This is a genomic window from Nocardiopsis trehalosi NBRC 14201, assembly GCF_001552555.1.
GTDB lineage: Bacteria > Actinomycetota > Actinomycetes > Streptosporangiales > Streptosporangiaceae > Nocardiopsis_B > Nocardiopsis_B trehalosi.
Genome location: NZ_BCRK01000069.1, coordinates 13,799 through 28,308, shown reverse-complemented (window position 1 = coordinate 28,308; position 14,510 = coordinate 13,799). Strand labels below are relative to the sequence as shown.

The window sequence follows — 14,510 nt, the reverse complement described above, 5'->3', positions numbered from 1 at the left end:
GGGCTGCGCTCCCGGCTCGCCCGGATTCCTCGACTTCGCGGACCCCACCGGTAGAGGGCCAGACGTGGCAGGAAGCCGTGGGCCGGCGCGATACAGCGGGCGGCTCCGGCCTCCCTCGCCGTGTCGAGTGCGCGGTGCGCGGTGACGGCTGGACGCCCCAGGGTGCCCCCTGCTCCTTCGGGCCCCCGGTGGACACTTTCGCCCGCCTCGCTGTCGGTGACTCAGACCACGGTCTCGCGGCAGACGTCGACGAAGGCCTCCATCCGCCTCACCGGCCGGCGCCCGGCCAGCCGCATGACCTCGATCCCCAGCCCTTCGGAACGGATGTCGAGCTTGCGGGTGGTGTAGGGCAGGTCCTCGTAACTGCGTTCGAGCACGGTCCGCTGGGTGAGCAAGGCGTTGCCCAGGCCGCGGGCGACCAGGGAACGCACCATCTCAAAGCTCGTGGTGCGAAAACGCACGTTCGGCGTGAGGTCCGCTTCGTGGAACAGGTTGAGGAAGTAGTCACCACCGGGCGGCAGGTCGAAGAGGATGAACGGCTCGGTCGCCAGGTCGGCGAGGGTCAGCTCCTCCTTCGAGCTCAAAGGACCGTCCACAGGCATGAGGGCGTAGGGCGGATCCGATCGCAGCCACTGTGCGACCACCCCTGCCGCAGGGCGAACAGAGGCCAGCTCGTAGTGATAGGTGATCGCCAGGTCGATGCGGGAGTTGAGCAGGTCGTCCAAGAGCGCCCCGTGGGCCGCTTCGACGAACGAGAGGCGCACCTGCGGATGCCGGCGCGAGAACTCCGCGATGACCTTCGGTAACAGGATCGGCGCGATCGTCGCATAGCAGCCGATGGTGAGGTCCCCCTCCAGTGCCTTTCGCTCCCGACTGGCGGCCTCCCAGAGCTGTTCGAGGTTGGCCTGTACGTTGTCGGCCACCGCCAGGGCGCGCTGCCCCGACGCGGTGAGGCGCATCCCCCTGGGGGAACGGACGAAAAGGGTGACTCCCAACGCCGTTTCCAGGTCGGTCAGCGCCGTGGACACCGTCGACTGCGAGACGAACAGTTCCCGCGCCGCCGCCGTCACCGAGCCGAGCCGGGCGATGGCCCTCAGGTACTCCAGCTGCCGCAGACTGACATCGCTCACCGGTCGGGTCCTTCCAGGGGTATCGGTTTTTCCGAACGCGATCTTCGGATCTATGTGTTTTACAGACCCTAGTTCCCGCCTGGATAGTGGTGATCCAGAACACAAGCAGGTCGGATGCCGACGGCACCGGGACCCCTCCCCGCCTCCGCGAAGAGCTCGACTCCGGGCTTCTGCGAACGAGCGACCCCTTGAGCCTTCATCAGGACGCCCTGGCGGGAGAGGTCACGAGGCCTCCCGGACCCCGGCGCGTGCCGGAACGAGATCCCAGGAGGAGACATGACCAGCGAGGCCTCGGAGCGTGTGGACCAGAAAGACCTGAGGCGGGGCGTGTTCGCCGGTGCGGTGGGTGTGTTCGTCCACTGGTTCGACTGGGCCGTCTACGCCTACCTGGCCACCACCATGGCCGCGGTGTTCTTCCCCGAGCAGGACGGCACCACAGGTCTCCTGTCGGTGTTCGCGGTCTTCGCCGTGGCGTTCTTCGTCCGCCCGCTCGGCTCGGTGCTCTTCGGCCACCTCGGCGATCGCTTCGGCCGTAAGACCACGCTGTCGATCGTCATCACCTCGATGGCGGCGGGCACGCTCATGCTCGGGCTGCTGCCCACCTACGCGTCCGTCGGCATCATCGCACCGATCCTTCTCGTCGTCGCCCGCATCATCCAGGGCCTCGCCGCAGGTGGGGAGTTCGGCTCGGCGGCGGCCTTCCTCGCCGAGTTCTCACCGCCCAAGCGCCGCGGGTTCGGATGCTCGTGGATCGAGTTCGGCTCGGTCGGTGGGTTCCTGTGCGCGTCCATCGTCGTCTGGGGCCTGCACTCCGTCTTCCCCGCCGAGACCGTCCTGGACTGGGCGTGGCGGCTCCCCTTCCTGTTGACGGTGCCCATGGCCGCGGTCGGTCTCTACATCCGCCTGCGCATCGAGGACACGCCCGAGTACCGCGCCCTGGAGGACATGAACAACGTCCCCAGCCAGCCGGTCGTCGAGGTGTTCCGCTCCAACAAGCGGCAGTTCCTCCAGACGGTCGGCATCGAGACCTTCATGAATTCGACGTTCTACATCGTCCTCGTCTACCTGATCACCTATCAGGAGGAGATCGTCGGGGTGCCCGCCGATCGGGCGGCCCTGCTCTCCGCGGCGGCCTCGGTCGTCGCCATGGGCATCATCCCGCTGTCAGGCCGGATGTCGGACCGGGTAGGCCGCAAGCCGGTGCTCTACACCGCCGCCGCCCTGCTGATCGTCGCAGCCGTGCCACTGTTCCTGCTGATGCAGGTGAACACGTCATGGGCGGCGTTCGCCGCGACCTTCGGACTGGCCGCGATCCTGGCGATCATCCTGGGTACGCACGCGTCTGCGGTGGCGGAGCTCTTCCCGACCCGAACCCGGCAGAGCGGGCTGTCGATGGCCTACAGCGTCGCCGGGGCGTTCTTCGCGGGGACTCTGCCGTACCTGATGACCTGGCTGATCTCCCTCACCGGGAGCGGCATGGTCCCCGCGTTCACCATGATCGTGATCGGTCTCATCGGGGCGGTCACCCTGCGCACCATGCCCGAGACCAGCGGTTCCGACCTGTTGCACGAGAGCGACCGCGCCCTGCGCTGAGCGAGACCGCCCGGACACCGCCGCCGGCGGTGTCCGGGCGCGCGGAGAGCGCTTATGGAGCGCGTCGGGCATCGCGCGGCCGCACACGTTAATCGAGCCCTGGAGGTTTTTCGGATGTCGGTTGAAGAAACCGAGGTCGTTGTCGTCGGCGGGGGGCAGGCCGGGATCGCGATGAGCGAGCACCTGGGTGCCCATGGAATCCCGCACGTCGTCCTGGAGAGGAGACGCGTCGCCGAACGCTGGCGCTCGGAGCGGTGGGACTCGCTGGTCGCCAACGGGCCTGTGTGGCACGACCGCTTTCCCGGACTGGAGTTCACCGACCGGGACCCCGAGGATTTCGCCTCCAAGGAAGAGGTCGCGGACTACCTGGCCGCCTACGCCGAGAAGGTCGGCGCGCCGATCCGGTGCGGAGTCGAGGTGACGTCCGTGCGCAAGCACGTGGGCCGCCGGGGATTCCGGGTCCGGACGTCGGACGGGGATTTCGACGCCCGCTACGTGGTGGCCGCCACCGGCCCGTTCCAGAAGCCGGTCATCCCCCCGATCATCCCCGCGGAGTCGGGTCTGCTCCAGATCCACTCCAGCGCCTACCGCAACCCGGCCCAACTGCCCGAGGGCGGCGTGCTCGTGGTCGGCTCGGGCTCCTCGGGCGTACAGATCGCCGAGGAACTCCGCGCCGCCGGCAGAGGGGTCCATCTGTCGGTCGGCCCGCACGACCGCCCCCCACGTCGGTACCGCGGCCACGACTTCGTCTGGTGGCTGGGCGTTCTGGGCAAGTGGGAGGCCTCGGCCCCGCCCCAAGGGGCCGAGCACGTCACGATCGCGGTCAGCGGCGCACACGGGGGCCGTACCGTGGATTTCCGGAATCTGGCCGAGCGCGGCATCACGCTGGTCGGCCGGACCGAGTCCTACAGCTCCGGCATCCTGCGCTTCGCGCCCGACCTGCGGGAGAACGTCGACCGCGGCGACGAGAACTACCTGGCCCTGCTGGACGAGGCCGACGCCTACGTCGACCGCAACGGCCTCGACCTCCCCGAGGAACCGCAGGCCCGAGTGCTGGGAGAGTACCCGGAGTCGGTGACCGACCCCGTCCTCGAACTCGACCTCGCCGCGGCCGGTATCACGACCGTGCTGTGGGCGACCGGCTTCACCGCCGACTACGGCTGGTTGCAGGTGGATGCTTTCGACGAGGACGGCAGACCCCGCCACCAGCGCGGAGTCTCCTCCGAGCCCGGTGTCTACTTCATGGGGCTCCCGTGGCAGTCCCGCCGCGGTTCGAGCTTCATCTGGGGTGCCTGGCACGACGCCAGGTACATCGCCGACCAGATCTCCATCCAGTGCCGCTACATGGAGCACAACGACTCGCACCAGCGCCCGTTCCGCCCGACTCCAGAGGTGATCACACCGTGACCACGCACACGCGCATCCGCAAGTTCAACACCAGGGACACCTACCCGGAGCAGAACCTCGACAACGACCTGTGCCAGGCGGTGGTGGCCGGCGGGGTCGTGTACCTGCGCGGCCAGATCGGGCAGGACCTGGACACCCGGGAGTCCGTCGGGATCGGCGACGTCCGCGCCCAGACCGAGAAGGCCATGGCCAACATCGACCTCCTCCTCCGGGAAGCGGGGAGCGGGTTGCAGGACGTCGTCAAGGTGACGATCTACCTCGTCGACCCGCGCTACCGAGAGGACGTCTACCGCGAGGTGGGCCGTTGGTTGAAGGGTGTCCACCCCGTTTCCACCGGCATCGTCGTCCAGGCCCTGGCCCGCCCGGAGTGGCTGGTGGAGATCGACGCCACGGCCGTGATCTCGGAGGGTGGCAAGTGACCTTCTCGATCGCCGCGCACCAGGGCGGCAGGTTCGGCATCGCCGTCTCCTCGTCCTCGCCCGCCGTCGGTGCCCGGGTCGTGCACCTGCGCGACCGCGTCGGCGCGGCCGCCGCGCAGAACATCACCGACCCGCGGCTGGGAACGGCGCTGCTGGACCGGCTCGCCGCGGGCGCGGGCCCGCGGGAGGCGCTCGACGCCGTCGTCGACGGCACGCCGGACATCTCCTACCGGCAGCTCACCGTTGTCGACGCCTCCGGCGCCGCGGCGACGTACAGCGGCGCGCTCACCCTCGGTGTCCACGGCGAGGCCACCGGGCCGCACTGCGCCGCCGCCGGGAACATGCTCGCCGATTCCGCCGTGCCTGCGGCCATGTGCGAGGCCTTCGCCTCGGCGGGGGGAGAACTCGAGGAGCGCCTCTTCGCCGCACTGGCGGCGGGTCTGGCCGCCGGCGGCGAGGCGGGGCCGGTGTACTCCGCGGGGCTGTCCACCGTGTCCGCGAACGGTTGGCGGGACACGGACCTGCGCGTGGACTGGCGGGAGGACCCGGTCGAGGCTCTGGAAAGGCTGCTCGGGGTCTGGCTCCCCCAACGCGACGACTACGTCCAGCGGGGCCTGCACCCGGCCGCCTCGCCCGGATACGGGGTGCCGGGCGATGACCGTTGAACCCGACGGGCCGCCCAGCGCCTCGGAGTACCTGGACCGCCTGATCATCTTCTCCGAGACGCTGCACGCCCACCCGGAGACCGCCTGGGAGGAGCACCGCGCAGCGCGGTGGACGGCGGAGCTGCTGGAGGAGTTCGGTTTCGGCGTCGACACCGGTTATCTCGGCTTCCCCACAGCGGTGCACGCCACCTACGGGTCCGGCCGTCGCCGGGTCGGCTTCGTCGTCGAGTACGACGCGCTGCCCGGTCTGGGCCACGCATGCGGACACAACTTGATCGCCGCCATGTCGGCGGGGGCGGCGATCGCGCTCCGCCCCTGGGCCGACCTGCTGGACCTGCGCATCGACGTGATAGGCGCCCCGGCGGAGGAGGGCGGGGGCGGCAAGATCGAACTGCTGGACGCCGGGGCCTTTCGGGACCTGGACCTGGCGCTGATGGCCCACCCCGGGCCGGTCGACGCCGCGCGGGCCGAGCCCTACGCCGTCGCCCATGACCATATCCGCCTCACCGGCCGATCGGCCCACGCCGCCGCGTACCCGCACGAGGGCCGCAACGCCAACGACGCCTTCGTGATCGCTCAGGTAGCGCTCGGCCTGCTGCGCCAGCAGCTTCCGCCGGGCACCCGCGTCCACGGAATCCAGACGGTGGGGGGCCAGGCGCCCAACGCCATCCCCGAGACGACCGAGGGCCGCTGGTACACGCGGGCCGAGAGCCTGGCCGAACTCGAACCTTTGCGCCGTCGTGTACGGCAGTGCTTCGAGGCGGGGGCACTGGCCACGGACACCGTGTTGGAGTTCACCCCGGAGTCCCGGCCCTACTCCGAGTTCCGCACCGACGAGCGTGCCTTGGAGATCTACACGCGCCACGCCCTCGCGATCGGGAGGCGGTTCGACGCACCCGCGGAACAGCAGACCATGAACCGCGCCTCGACCGACATGGGCAACGTCTCCCAGCACGTGTCGGCCATCCACCCCTACATCGGCCTGGGCTGCTTCCCGGTGAGCAACCACCAGCCGGAGTTCGCCGCCGCTTGCGTGGGGGAGGCCGCCAACCGTGTCATCGCTGACGGCGCCACTCTGCTCGCCCGCACGGCGCATGAGTACTTCACCCCAGCACCCGGGCCCGACTCCCACCAGGACCGTTCGACGCGAAGCAGACCCGAGGCCGGACAATGGCCGGAAAAGGAGCGGGCATGAGCCCCGACGGGGTCGTGGCAAGAACGGAGACCGACTCACTCGGTGAAGTGACGATCCCGGCCGAGGCGCTCTGGGGCATCCACACCGCTCGGGCCAGAACGAATTTCCCCATCACCGGTCGCCCTTGCGGCGAACTGCGCGATCTCGTCTGGGCCTACGGGGCGGTCAAGCTCGCCGCCTGCCGGGCCAACGCCGAAGAAGGGCTGCTGGACCGGGCCCGGGCACAGGCGATCGCCGAGGCCTGTCACGAACTCATGCGGGGCGACCTCGACCGGGAGCTCCTCGTCGACCGGATCCAAGGCGGTGCGGGGACCAGCACCAACATGAACGTGAACGAGGTGGTGGCCAACCGGGCGTTGCGGTTCCTCGGCCTCGCACCGGGGACCCACGGGGTGATCGACCCACTCGACCACGTCAACCGCAGTCAGAGCACCAACGACACCTACCCCACCGCGGTCAGACTCGCGGTGCACCGGGGCATCGAGCGCCTCGTGCCGGCGCTCGGCAGGCTCACCGCCGAGTTCGAGACGCGTTCGGCGGATTTCCGCGACATCGTGAAGATCGGCCGCACCCAGTTGCAGGACGCCGTGCCCATGACACTGGGTCAGGAGTTCGCGGCTTTCGCGGAAACGGTCCGGGAGGACGCCACCAGATTGCAGGAGCTCCTGCCGCACCTGCGCGAGGTGAACCTCGGCGCCACGGCGATCGGTACCGGCATCACCGCCCCCGCCGGGTACCGGCGGAGAGTGGTGTCCGAGCTCGCTGAAGTCACGGGATACCCGATGACCTCGGCGAGCGACTTGGTCGAGGCGACCTCCGACACCGGTGTGTTCGTCCTGACCTCCGGGCTCCTCAAACGCTGCGCGGTGAAGCTGTCCAAGATCAGCAACGACCTCAGACTCCTGTCCTCCGGCCCGCAGGCAGGACTGCGCGAGATCATTCTCCCCCCGGTACAGGCGGGCTCCTCGATCATGCCGGGAAAGGTCAATCCCGTCATCCCGGAGACCGTCAACCAGGTGGCGTTCCTGGTCGTGGGGGCGGATACGACCGTGACCATGGCGGCCGAGGCCGGGCAACTGCAGCTCAACGCCTTCGGCCCGGTCATCGCCTCGTCTCTGCTGGACTCGCTCGCCCTGCTGACGAGTGCGGTGGACCTGCTCGCCGAGCGTTGTGTGAGCGGCATCCGCGCCGACGGCGCGTCCATCACCGCACGCACGAGAGGAAGCCTCGCCGTCGCCACCGGGCTCGTTCCCCTCCTCGGGTACACGCCCACGGCGGCTCTGGTGAAGGAGGCACTGAACGGTCCCCGCACGTTGGCCGAGTTGGTCCTGGAACGGGGGCTGCTCGACGAGGAACAGCTGAACGCGGCGCTGGCACCGGAGAATCTGACCGGTGAAACCGCTCCCGCACCGTAGATCCGGCGAACCGGGGTGTGCGGGGGCGCCGCCCTCGGCCGGCTTCGACTGCCCCGGTGCCGGAGCCGCACCCACCCCGGACTCCGATCCGTGCGACGCCTCAACCGACGGGCGACCCCTGACCGTCTCGCAGGCGGAACGAAAGGCCCCGACCGGGTGCGCGGTCGGGGCCTTCGTCGTGTTCCGGCGGGTGCTACTCGGCGTAGGGCTGGTCCGTTCCGCGGGCGCTGTACCCGAGGCTCCAGATGTAGCCGTCCGGGTCCGCGAAGGTGCCGCCGTATCCGCCCCACGGCAGGGCGCCGGCGGGCTTGAGGATGGTGGCGCCCGCCTCCCCGGCTTCCGCGATGATCTCGTCGACCCGCGCTTCACTGCGGACGACGTAGGTGAGGACGAACCCGCTGAATCCGTCGCCCTCCGGGCTGGTGCCTACCTGTTCCGCCAGTCCCGTGCGCCCGTAGAACCCGACGGGTGAGGCTCCGTCCGCTTCGAAGAAGACCGAGATGCCGTAGTCGTTCTTGACCTTCCAGCCGAGCCCCTCCGTGTAGAACCGCTTGGCCGCCTCCATGTCCCGGACGCCGAGGAGGATCGAGCTGACGTGCGCTTTCATGTAAGTCTCCTTTGTGCTCAAGGGGTGCGTGTGCCGCGTGACCGGGGCGGCGCATCCGGGCCGCGCCCGGATGTCACATCGACCCGGGTTCGCCGGTCAATCGATATGACCGCCGAAACGGAGGAATGTGACAGATGGCCGAGCAGGATTGGGTGAGCCGGCGGTTCGCCGAGCACCAGGACCGCTTGTACGCGGTGGCCTACCGGATGCTCGGATCCGCCGGCGAGGCCGAGGACGCGGTGCAGGAGGCGTGGCTGCGGGTCAGCCGCTCCGACACCGGCCAGGTGGAGAATCCGGGGGGATGGCTGACCACTGTCGTCGCGCGGGTCTGCCTGAACATGCTCGAGGCACGCCGCAACCGGCGCGAGGACTCGGTCGGAGCGCTGCCGCCCGAACCGGGCGCGTCCCGCGCGTGTCTCCGCCCGACCGGTCAGCGCGGCCCCGAGGAGGAAGCGCTGCTGGCCGATTCGGTCGGTGCCGCGCTGCTGGTGGTGCTGGACACGCTGACCCCCGCTGAGCGGCTCGCGTTCGTCCTGCATGACGTCTTCGCCGTGTCGTTCGGCGAGGTCGGTTCGGTCATCGACCGCTCACCGGCGGCGGCCCGGCAACTCGCCAGCCGTGCCCGGCGCCGGATCCAAGGAGCGGCCGGGGCGTCCGATGCCGCACGGTCGGCGAAGCGGGAGATCGTCGAGGCGTTCCTCGCCGCCGCCCGGAGCGGCGATTTCGCCGCCCTCCTCGAACTGCTCGATCCGGCCGCCGTGGCCGGCGAGGTCCGCGGTGGCCGTGACGTGGCGGCCTTCTTCGCCGCACGGCGCGCTCAGGCGGCCCGGCCCGCTCTGGTCGACGGCGTGCCGGCCGCCGTCTGGTCGCATCTCGGCCGACCGAAGGCCGTCTTCACGTTCACCGTCGACGGCGGGAGGATCAGCCGCATCGATATCGACACCGACCCCGACCGGCTGCGTGACCTCGACATCGTCATCCTCACCGCGGACGACAAGGAGCGGCGTTGACCCGCGCGGACGTCAGGCTCTCGGCGCGCACCCTCCTCGCCCACGACGTGGGCGAGGCGCTCCGCTTCTTCGTGACGTGCTCGGCTTCAAGGTACGCGACGACGCACGCGTAGGAGTGACCGGGCGGGTATCGGCTCCCGTCGCAGCCGGATGTGCGGAACGCGGCCCCGGATACGGGCCGGCCGGGGCGCGTTCCGGCGGTCCGTGGACACCACCGGGTCGGCGCCGGTCGTCAGGCAGACGGTTCGGCCTGGGACGGATCGTTCAGGTGCTCGACGGTCGGGGCGGGTGGTGCCTCGGGCGCCACCCCGTGCAGCGCCCGAGGAGGAGCGGCAGCGGGGGAGCCGGTGTGCGGCCGTGACCCTTCGTCGCGTCACGGCCGCACACCGGCGGATGCCTCCGGCTCCGGCGGGTCGGGTGGGGGCTGGGGATGCCCTCGTCCGAGCTTGGGGGGCGCCCGCGGTATCACCGGTGGCTCGGGTGGCCGAGGAGCGCTCCCTCTACTCCGGTGGGGTACCGGACCGCGGTACCGTCCGCCCGGCTGTTCAGCTCGTCTTGGCGAGGAAGCGGAGGACGAGCTCGTTGTAGCGCTCGGGCTGTTCGGCCGGGACGATGTGCCCGGCCCCCTCGACGAAGGCGGCCTCGGAGTCCTTGTTGCTCTCGGCGAGGGCCGCGCCGATGGAGGTCAGGGTCTCCTGGTCGAGCACGACGCTCTTGTCCTCGGTGCCGTGCAGGTACAGGGTCGGCTGACTGGGCAGGTCGCCCCACAGGCGGCCGTGCTCGGCCGCCCACTCCGGCGTGCCCATCTGCCGGGTGCCGAAGTTGGTCCGGTAGAGGTCGAGGGCGGCGCGGAGCCGGGCGGGCTCGCCCAGGGCCTTGCGCATCCCGTCGATCTCCTGGGTGGCGTCGAATCCGGGGGCGGTCCACTTGTCCTGCAGGCCCTGGCGCAGCCAGGCCATGTCGTCGGCGGCCAGTACCTCGGTGGCCATGTCCATCTGGATGAACCAGAAGTGGTTCAGGTTCTCGATGCCTTCGAAGGTGTTGGCGTAGGCGGCGAAGAACCGCAGCGGTGGGACGTCGCTGACCACCACCCGCGACCACCGTTCGGGTGCCGTGTTGGCGGCGGCCCAGGCCATACCCCCGCCCCAGTCGTGTCCGACCAGGATCGCGTCACCGCCGCCGCCCAACTCCTGGTGCAGGGCGTTGACGTCGTCGACGAGGTCGCTGAGGAGCATGCTGCCGTCGGACGGGAGTGCGGTGGGGGCGAAGGCGCGCATGTTGGGCGCGACGGCCCGGTAGCCGGCCGCGGCCAGCGCCGGGATCAGATGGCGGTAGGTGACGTCTCCGGACTCGGGGAAGCCGTGCAGCAGCAGGGCGAGCGGGCCCTCCCCCTCCTCGACGTAGGAGAAGTCGATGCCGTTGGCGGTGATGCGCCCGTTGTTCACGTGGACTCCGTGCTGGTGAAGTGAAGTGTGGAGCCGCGGGATGGGCCCCTCCCGCGGCAACTCCGATGGTGCTGTCTTGCGGCAGTTCTTACAAGTACCTACTATTTTTTCCGATACCTACGTTTTCTTCAGTATGGGAGGGCGCAGTGAAGAAGCGGAGTTACTCGTGCGGGCTCGATGCCGCCGTGGACGTGGTGGGCGGCAAGTGGAAGGCGCTGATCCTGTGGGCCCTGCACGACGGTCCGCGGCGCTTCGGTGAGCTGAGGCGGGGCGTGCCGGGCATCAGCGAGAAGTCGCTGATCATCCAGTTGCGCGAGATGGAGCACTGCGGCCTGGTGCACCGGGAGGTGTATCACCAGGTCCCGCCGAAGGTGGAGTACTCGCTGACCGACCTCGGCACCTCGCTCAACCAGGCCCTCATCCCATTGGGCGAGTGGGGCGAGAAGCACATGGAGACCATCGAGGCCATCCCCGCGGCCTGAGCAGGGAGAGGACCCCCCGCATCCGCGCGTCCCGGCCGGGAGACGCCGTCGCAGCACGGGAAGCGGGCTGACGGCTCCCGGTCCCGGCGATCGCGGTCCCGCCCTCGCGCCCGTTGCGGGCGGGCGCCACGGCCTCGCCCCGGCGCGGGTGGCGGTGGCCCGCCGGGCCGGTGGTCGGCGGCCCGGCGGGACGGCCTCACACGTCGGCGGGCTCGGCGGTGGGCTCGGCGGTGTCGAAGACCTCGGTGGTGAGGCGCTGCGTCACCTGCTGGAACGCCGCTGCCAGGGACAGGTCGGCGTCGTCGACGTAGTTGAGTCCGGCGGTGAGGGTGGTGCGGCCGTCGGGGGTGCTGTACATCAGCCCCGCGTGGCCCGAGATCCCGCCGTTGTGGGTGACGACGGTGCCGCCGTCCGGGCCCGCCGGCTGCACGAAGACCCCCAGGCCGTAGCCGATCCCGGGGTAGGGGGTGAGCATCTCGGCCAGCAGCGGGGCCGGCAGGAGCCGGCCGCCCACCAGCGCGCTGATGAACGTGTGCAGGTCCCGGGTGGAGGAGATCATGTCGCCGCCGCTGGAGATCCAGGACGGGTTCTGGCGGGTGACGTCGACCGTCCGCTCCTCGCCGTCGACCTCGTACCGGTAGTAGGCGTGGGCGTGCGGCTCGGGGACGTCGGCCCCGGTGGTGGGCAGCACGGTGTCCGCCAGCCCGAGCGGCGCCAGGACCAGCCGGTCCATTTCCTCGGCCGCCGTGCGGCCGGTGACGTTCTCGATCAGCAGCCGGAGCACCACGTAGTTGGTGTTGGCGTAGCTCCAGGCGGTGCCCGGCTCGAACCGCGCGGGCTCGGCCAGCGCCAGCCGGACCAGCTCCGCCGGCTCGTACGTCCGGAAGCGGTCCTCCACCCACTCCCGGCCGGACCAGGTGATGCCCGGGAGGACCGACCCGTCGGGGAGCACCTCGCCGGTGAAGTTGAAGATGCCGCTGGTGTGCTGGAGGAGCATGCGCACCGTGATCCGCCGGTCCAGCCCGAACCCGGGCAGGTGGTCGTCCGCCGGGTCGTCCAGGCCGATCCGGCCCTCGGCGACCAGCCCCAGCACCGCGGTCGCGATGAAGGTCTTGGTGTTGCTGCCGATGCGGAACCGCCCGTCGGTCGGCGGCGCGTCGGCCGAGCCCAGCTCGCGCGCCCCGGCGCTGCCGACCCACTCGCCCCGCTCGTCGTTCACGCGCAGCTGCACCCCGACGAAGCCGGCGGCGACGATGTCGTCGAGGGCCTTCCGCAGCTCCGGGCGGTCCTGGTCGGTACGGGTGGTGGACATGGCGTGCTCCTCTGGCTCTGCACTGCGTTCGGGCGTTCGGGAATCTCTGAACAATCCAGAAAGTACATTGCGTTTATAGATTCGTCAACACTCGATGTCGACACTGAACCCCTGTCAAATGGGGAACTTCGCTCATCTTTGCAATGGCCATGGAGGTGAACGCAATGCGGGATCGCCGGATGTTTTGCAATGAGCTGCTTCCGAACGCATACTGTGCACCTGGGGCCCGGCGCACGCCGGGCCCCGCGCGCGTCGACGGAGAGGACCCGATCACCGATGCCCGGAGGCAGGCTGACCGGCCAGGACCGGCGGCACATCGCCGAATCGCTGGCCGAGGGACTCGGCTACGCGGAGATCGGCCGGCGCCTCGGCCGGCCGGCCTCGACCATCATGCGCGAGGTCACCCGCAACGGCGGCCCCGAGGGCTACGCCGCCGACCGGGCGCAGGAGGCCACCCTGCACCGCGCGCGCCGGGACGGCAGGCCGCGGGCCGCCGCCCCGCCGGTCGCCGACGGCGGCCACGGGCGCGACCCCGGGGCGGTCGAGGACTTCACGCGGTCCTTCGCTGACCTGCTCATCCAGCAGGGGATGCCCCGGATGGCGGCGCGGGTCATGGCCTGCCTGTACGTCACCGACTCCGGGAGCCTCACCGCCGCCGAGCTGGTCGAGCGGCTGCGGGTCAGCCCGGCGTCGGTCTCCCACGCCGTCACCTTCCTGGAGGAGCAGGGGATGCTCCGCCGGGAGCGCGTCCCCGGCGCGCGCCGCGAGCGCTACGTCGCCGACGACGAGGTGTGGCTGCGGACCATCCTCGCGTCGGTGCGGATCAACGACGACCTGATGGCCACGACGCGGCACGGCAGCGAGGTCCTGGGGGGCGCGACCCCCGCGGGCGCCCGGTTCGAGGTCGCCACCGAACTGCTCGCGCTGGTGAGCGAGGGCCTGCGGTGGGCGATGCGGGAGTGGCGCCGCGAACAGGAGGCGCGGGAGGCGGGGCGCTGACCCGGCCGTCCCGCGCGCCCGCCCGCGCCCGCGGCCCGGTCCGGGTCGGCGGCACGGGCGGGCGGGGGCGTCAGTGCGCGGCGAGGACCCGGCCGAACGCGCGGGCGTCGGCGAGGGCGCGGGCGCGCTCCTGCTCGGCGAGGTCGATCAGGCCCTCCATGCCCGGGGTGGTCGCGGCGAGGGTGAGCTCGCGCTTGACGAGGGTGAGGTCGGCCTGCCAGATGTCGGCGACCACGCGCTCCAGGTAGGGGGTGGAGTGGTCCCAGCCCTCGCGGGGGGTGCCGGGTCCGTAGCCGCCGCCGAGGGTCGTGACGAGCACGGTGGGGGTGCCCTTCAGCACCGGGGTGGTGGCGCCCGCGCCCGCGAACACCAGGTCCACCCAGGACTTGAAGTGCTGGGACACCCCGTAGTTGTAGAGCGGCACGGCCAGGATGGCGGCGTCGGCCCGCTGGAGTTCCGCGGCCAGCCCGGCGGCCAGGGCGAGGGCCGCGCTCTGGGCCGGGGACCGGTCGGCCTCGGGCGTGCCGCCGCCGGTGACGGCCAGGCCCCAGGCGCCGGCGGGCAGCGGGTCGGCGCCCAGGTGGCGGCGGGTGACGGTGGCCTCCGGGTGGGCGGCGGTCCACTCGGCCTCGGCGGCGTCGGCGATCTCGGCGCTGGCGGAGGTGGTCGGCAGGATGCTGGCGTCCAGGCGGAACAGGTTCATCGGTCTCTCTTCCCCACGGGTGTCGGGTCGGCGGGCGCGCCGAGCGGTGGCGCCGAGCGGTGCGTCCGGCGCGTCGCCACTCTAAACGGACTTTACCCCGCTTATTGTTCCCGGGGTAGATTGTCGGC

The 14,510-nt window shown here is 70.9% G+C and carries 14 protein-coding genes; 9 read left to right on the top strand and 5 right to left on the bottom strand.

The window, feature by feature from the left end; genetic code table 11:
- Positions 1-221 precede the first annotated feature (221 nt).
- Entirely contained in the window at positions 222-1,130 is a 909-nt protein-coding gene (locus NT8_RS14220; protein WP_067969048.1) for a LysR family transcriptional regulator, read from the bottom strand.
- A 276-nt stretch (positions 1,131-1,406) separates the two neighbouring features.
- Here NT8_RS14220 and NT8_RS14215 point away from each other — a divergent pair, with 276 nt between their 5' ends.
- The 6 genes from NT8_RS14215 to NT8_RS14190 all read left to right on the top strand — a co-directional run bounded on the left by NT8_RS14215 (position 1,407) and on the right by NT8_RS14190 (position 7,824).
- A complete protein-coding gene (locus NT8_RS14215) occupies positions 1,407-2,723 on the top strand; it encodes an MFS transporter (RefSeq protein WP_067969045.1) in 1,317 nt (438 codons plus the stop codon).
- A 114-nt stretch (positions 2,724-2,837) separates the two neighbouring features.
- On the top strand, positions 2,838-4,130 hold the full coding sequence (locus tag NT8_RS14210) for a flavin-containing monooxygenase (protein WP_067969058.1): 1,293 nt from the start codon (positions 2,838-2,840) through the stop codon (positions 4,128-4,130).
- Positions 4,127-4,549 carry a RidA family protein gene (locus tag NT8_RS14205; protein ID WP_067969042.1) on the top strand — a complete coding sequence of 141 codons (423 nt, stop codon included), beginning with the start codon at positions 4,127-4,129 and terminating at the stop codon, positions 4,547-4,549. The genes NT8_RS14210 and NT8_RS14205 overlap by 4 nt, the downstream gene beginning before the upstream one ends.
- Positions 4,546-5,214, top strand: a complete 669-nt coding sequence (locus NT8_RS14200) for a DUF1028 domain-containing protein (RefSeq protein ID WP_067969038.1) — start codon at positions 4,546-4,548, stop codon at positions 5,212-5,214. The genes NT8_RS14205 and NT8_RS14200 overlap by 4 nt, the downstream gene beginning before the upstream one ends.
- On the top strand, positions 5,204-6,409 hold the full coding sequence (locus tag NT8_RS14195) for an amidohydrolase (protein ID WP_067969034.1): 1,206 nt from the start codon (positions 5,204-5,206) through the stop codon (positions 6,407-6,409). Before NT8_RS14200 ends, NT8_RS14195 begins: the two co-directional genes overlap by 11 nt.
- Entirely contained in the window at positions 6,406-7,824 is a 1,419-nt protein-coding gene (locus NT8_RS14190; protein WP_067969031.1) for an aspartate ammonia-lyase, read from the top strand. Before NT8_RS14195 ends, NT8_RS14190 begins: the two co-directional genes overlap by 4 nt.
- A 193-nt stretch (positions 7,825-8,017) precedes the next feature.
- Here NT8_RS14190 and NT8_RS14185 read toward each other — a convergent pair whose 3' ends face one another.
- Complete coding sequence (locus NT8_RS14185; RefSeq protein WP_067969029.1) at positions 8,018-8,431, bottom strand: VOC family protein; 414 nt, start codon at positions 8,429-8,431, stop codon at positions 8,018-8,020.
- Positions 8,432-8,565: 134 nt separating this feature from the next.
- Here NT8_RS14185 and NT8_RS14180 point away from each other — a divergent pair, with 134 nt between their 5' ends.
- On the top strand, positions 8,566-9,441 hold the full coding sequence (locus tag NT8_RS14180) for a sigma-70 family RNA polymerase sigma factor (RefSeq protein WP_067969025.1): 876 nt from the start codon (positions 8,566-8,568) through the stop codon (positions 9,439-9,441).
- Positions 9,442-9,986: 545 nt separating this feature from the next.
- Here NT8_RS14180 and NT8_RS14175 read toward each other — a convergent pair.
- Positions 9,987-10,886 carry an alpha/beta fold hydrolase gene (locus tag NT8_RS14175; protein ID WP_067969023.1) on the bottom strand — a complete coding sequence of 300 codons (900 nt, stop codon included), beginning with the start codon at positions 10,884-10,886 and terminating at the stop codon, positions 9,987-9,989.
- Between the two features lie 146 nt (positions 10,887-11,032).
- On the opposite strand from NT8_RS14175, the gene NT8_RS14170 reads away from it, so the two are divergent.
- Entirely contained in the window at positions 11,033-11,368 is a 336-nt protein-coding gene (locus tag NT8_RS14170) for a winged helix-turn-helix transcriptional regulator (protein ID WP_067969020.1), read from the top strand.
- 196 nt (positions 11,369-11,564) lie between these two features.
- Here the strand turns inward: NT8_RS14170 and NT8_RS14165 are convergent, their stop codons facing one another.
- The gene (locus NT8_RS14165) at positions 11,565-12,680 is read right to left on the bottom strand and encodes a serine hydrolase domain-containing protein (protein WP_067969016.1); all 1,116 of its coding nucleotides are present in this window, start codon (positions 12,678-12,680) and stop codon (positions 11,565-11,567) included.
- A gap of 276 nt (positions 12,681-12,956) precedes the next feature.
- Here NT8_RS14165 and NT8_RS14160 point away from each other — a divergent pair, with 276 nt between their 5' ends.
- Complete coding sequence (locus tag NT8_RS14160) at positions 12,957-13,679, top strand: GbsR/MarR family transcriptional regulator (RefSeq protein ID WP_067969013.1); 723 nt, start codon at positions 12,957-12,959, stop codon at positions 13,677-13,679.
- 70 nt (positions 13,680-13,749) lie between these two features.
- Here the strand turns inward: NT8_RS14160 and NT8_RS14155 are convergent, their stop codons facing one another.
- Positions 13,750-14,382 carry an NAD(P)H-dependent oxidoreductase gene (locus NT8_RS14155; protein WP_067969009.1) on the bottom strand — a complete coding sequence of 211 codons (633 nt, stop codon included), beginning with the start codon at positions 14,380-14,382 and terminating at the stop codon, positions 13,750-13,752.
- Positions 14,383-14,510 lie beyond the last annotated feature (128 nt).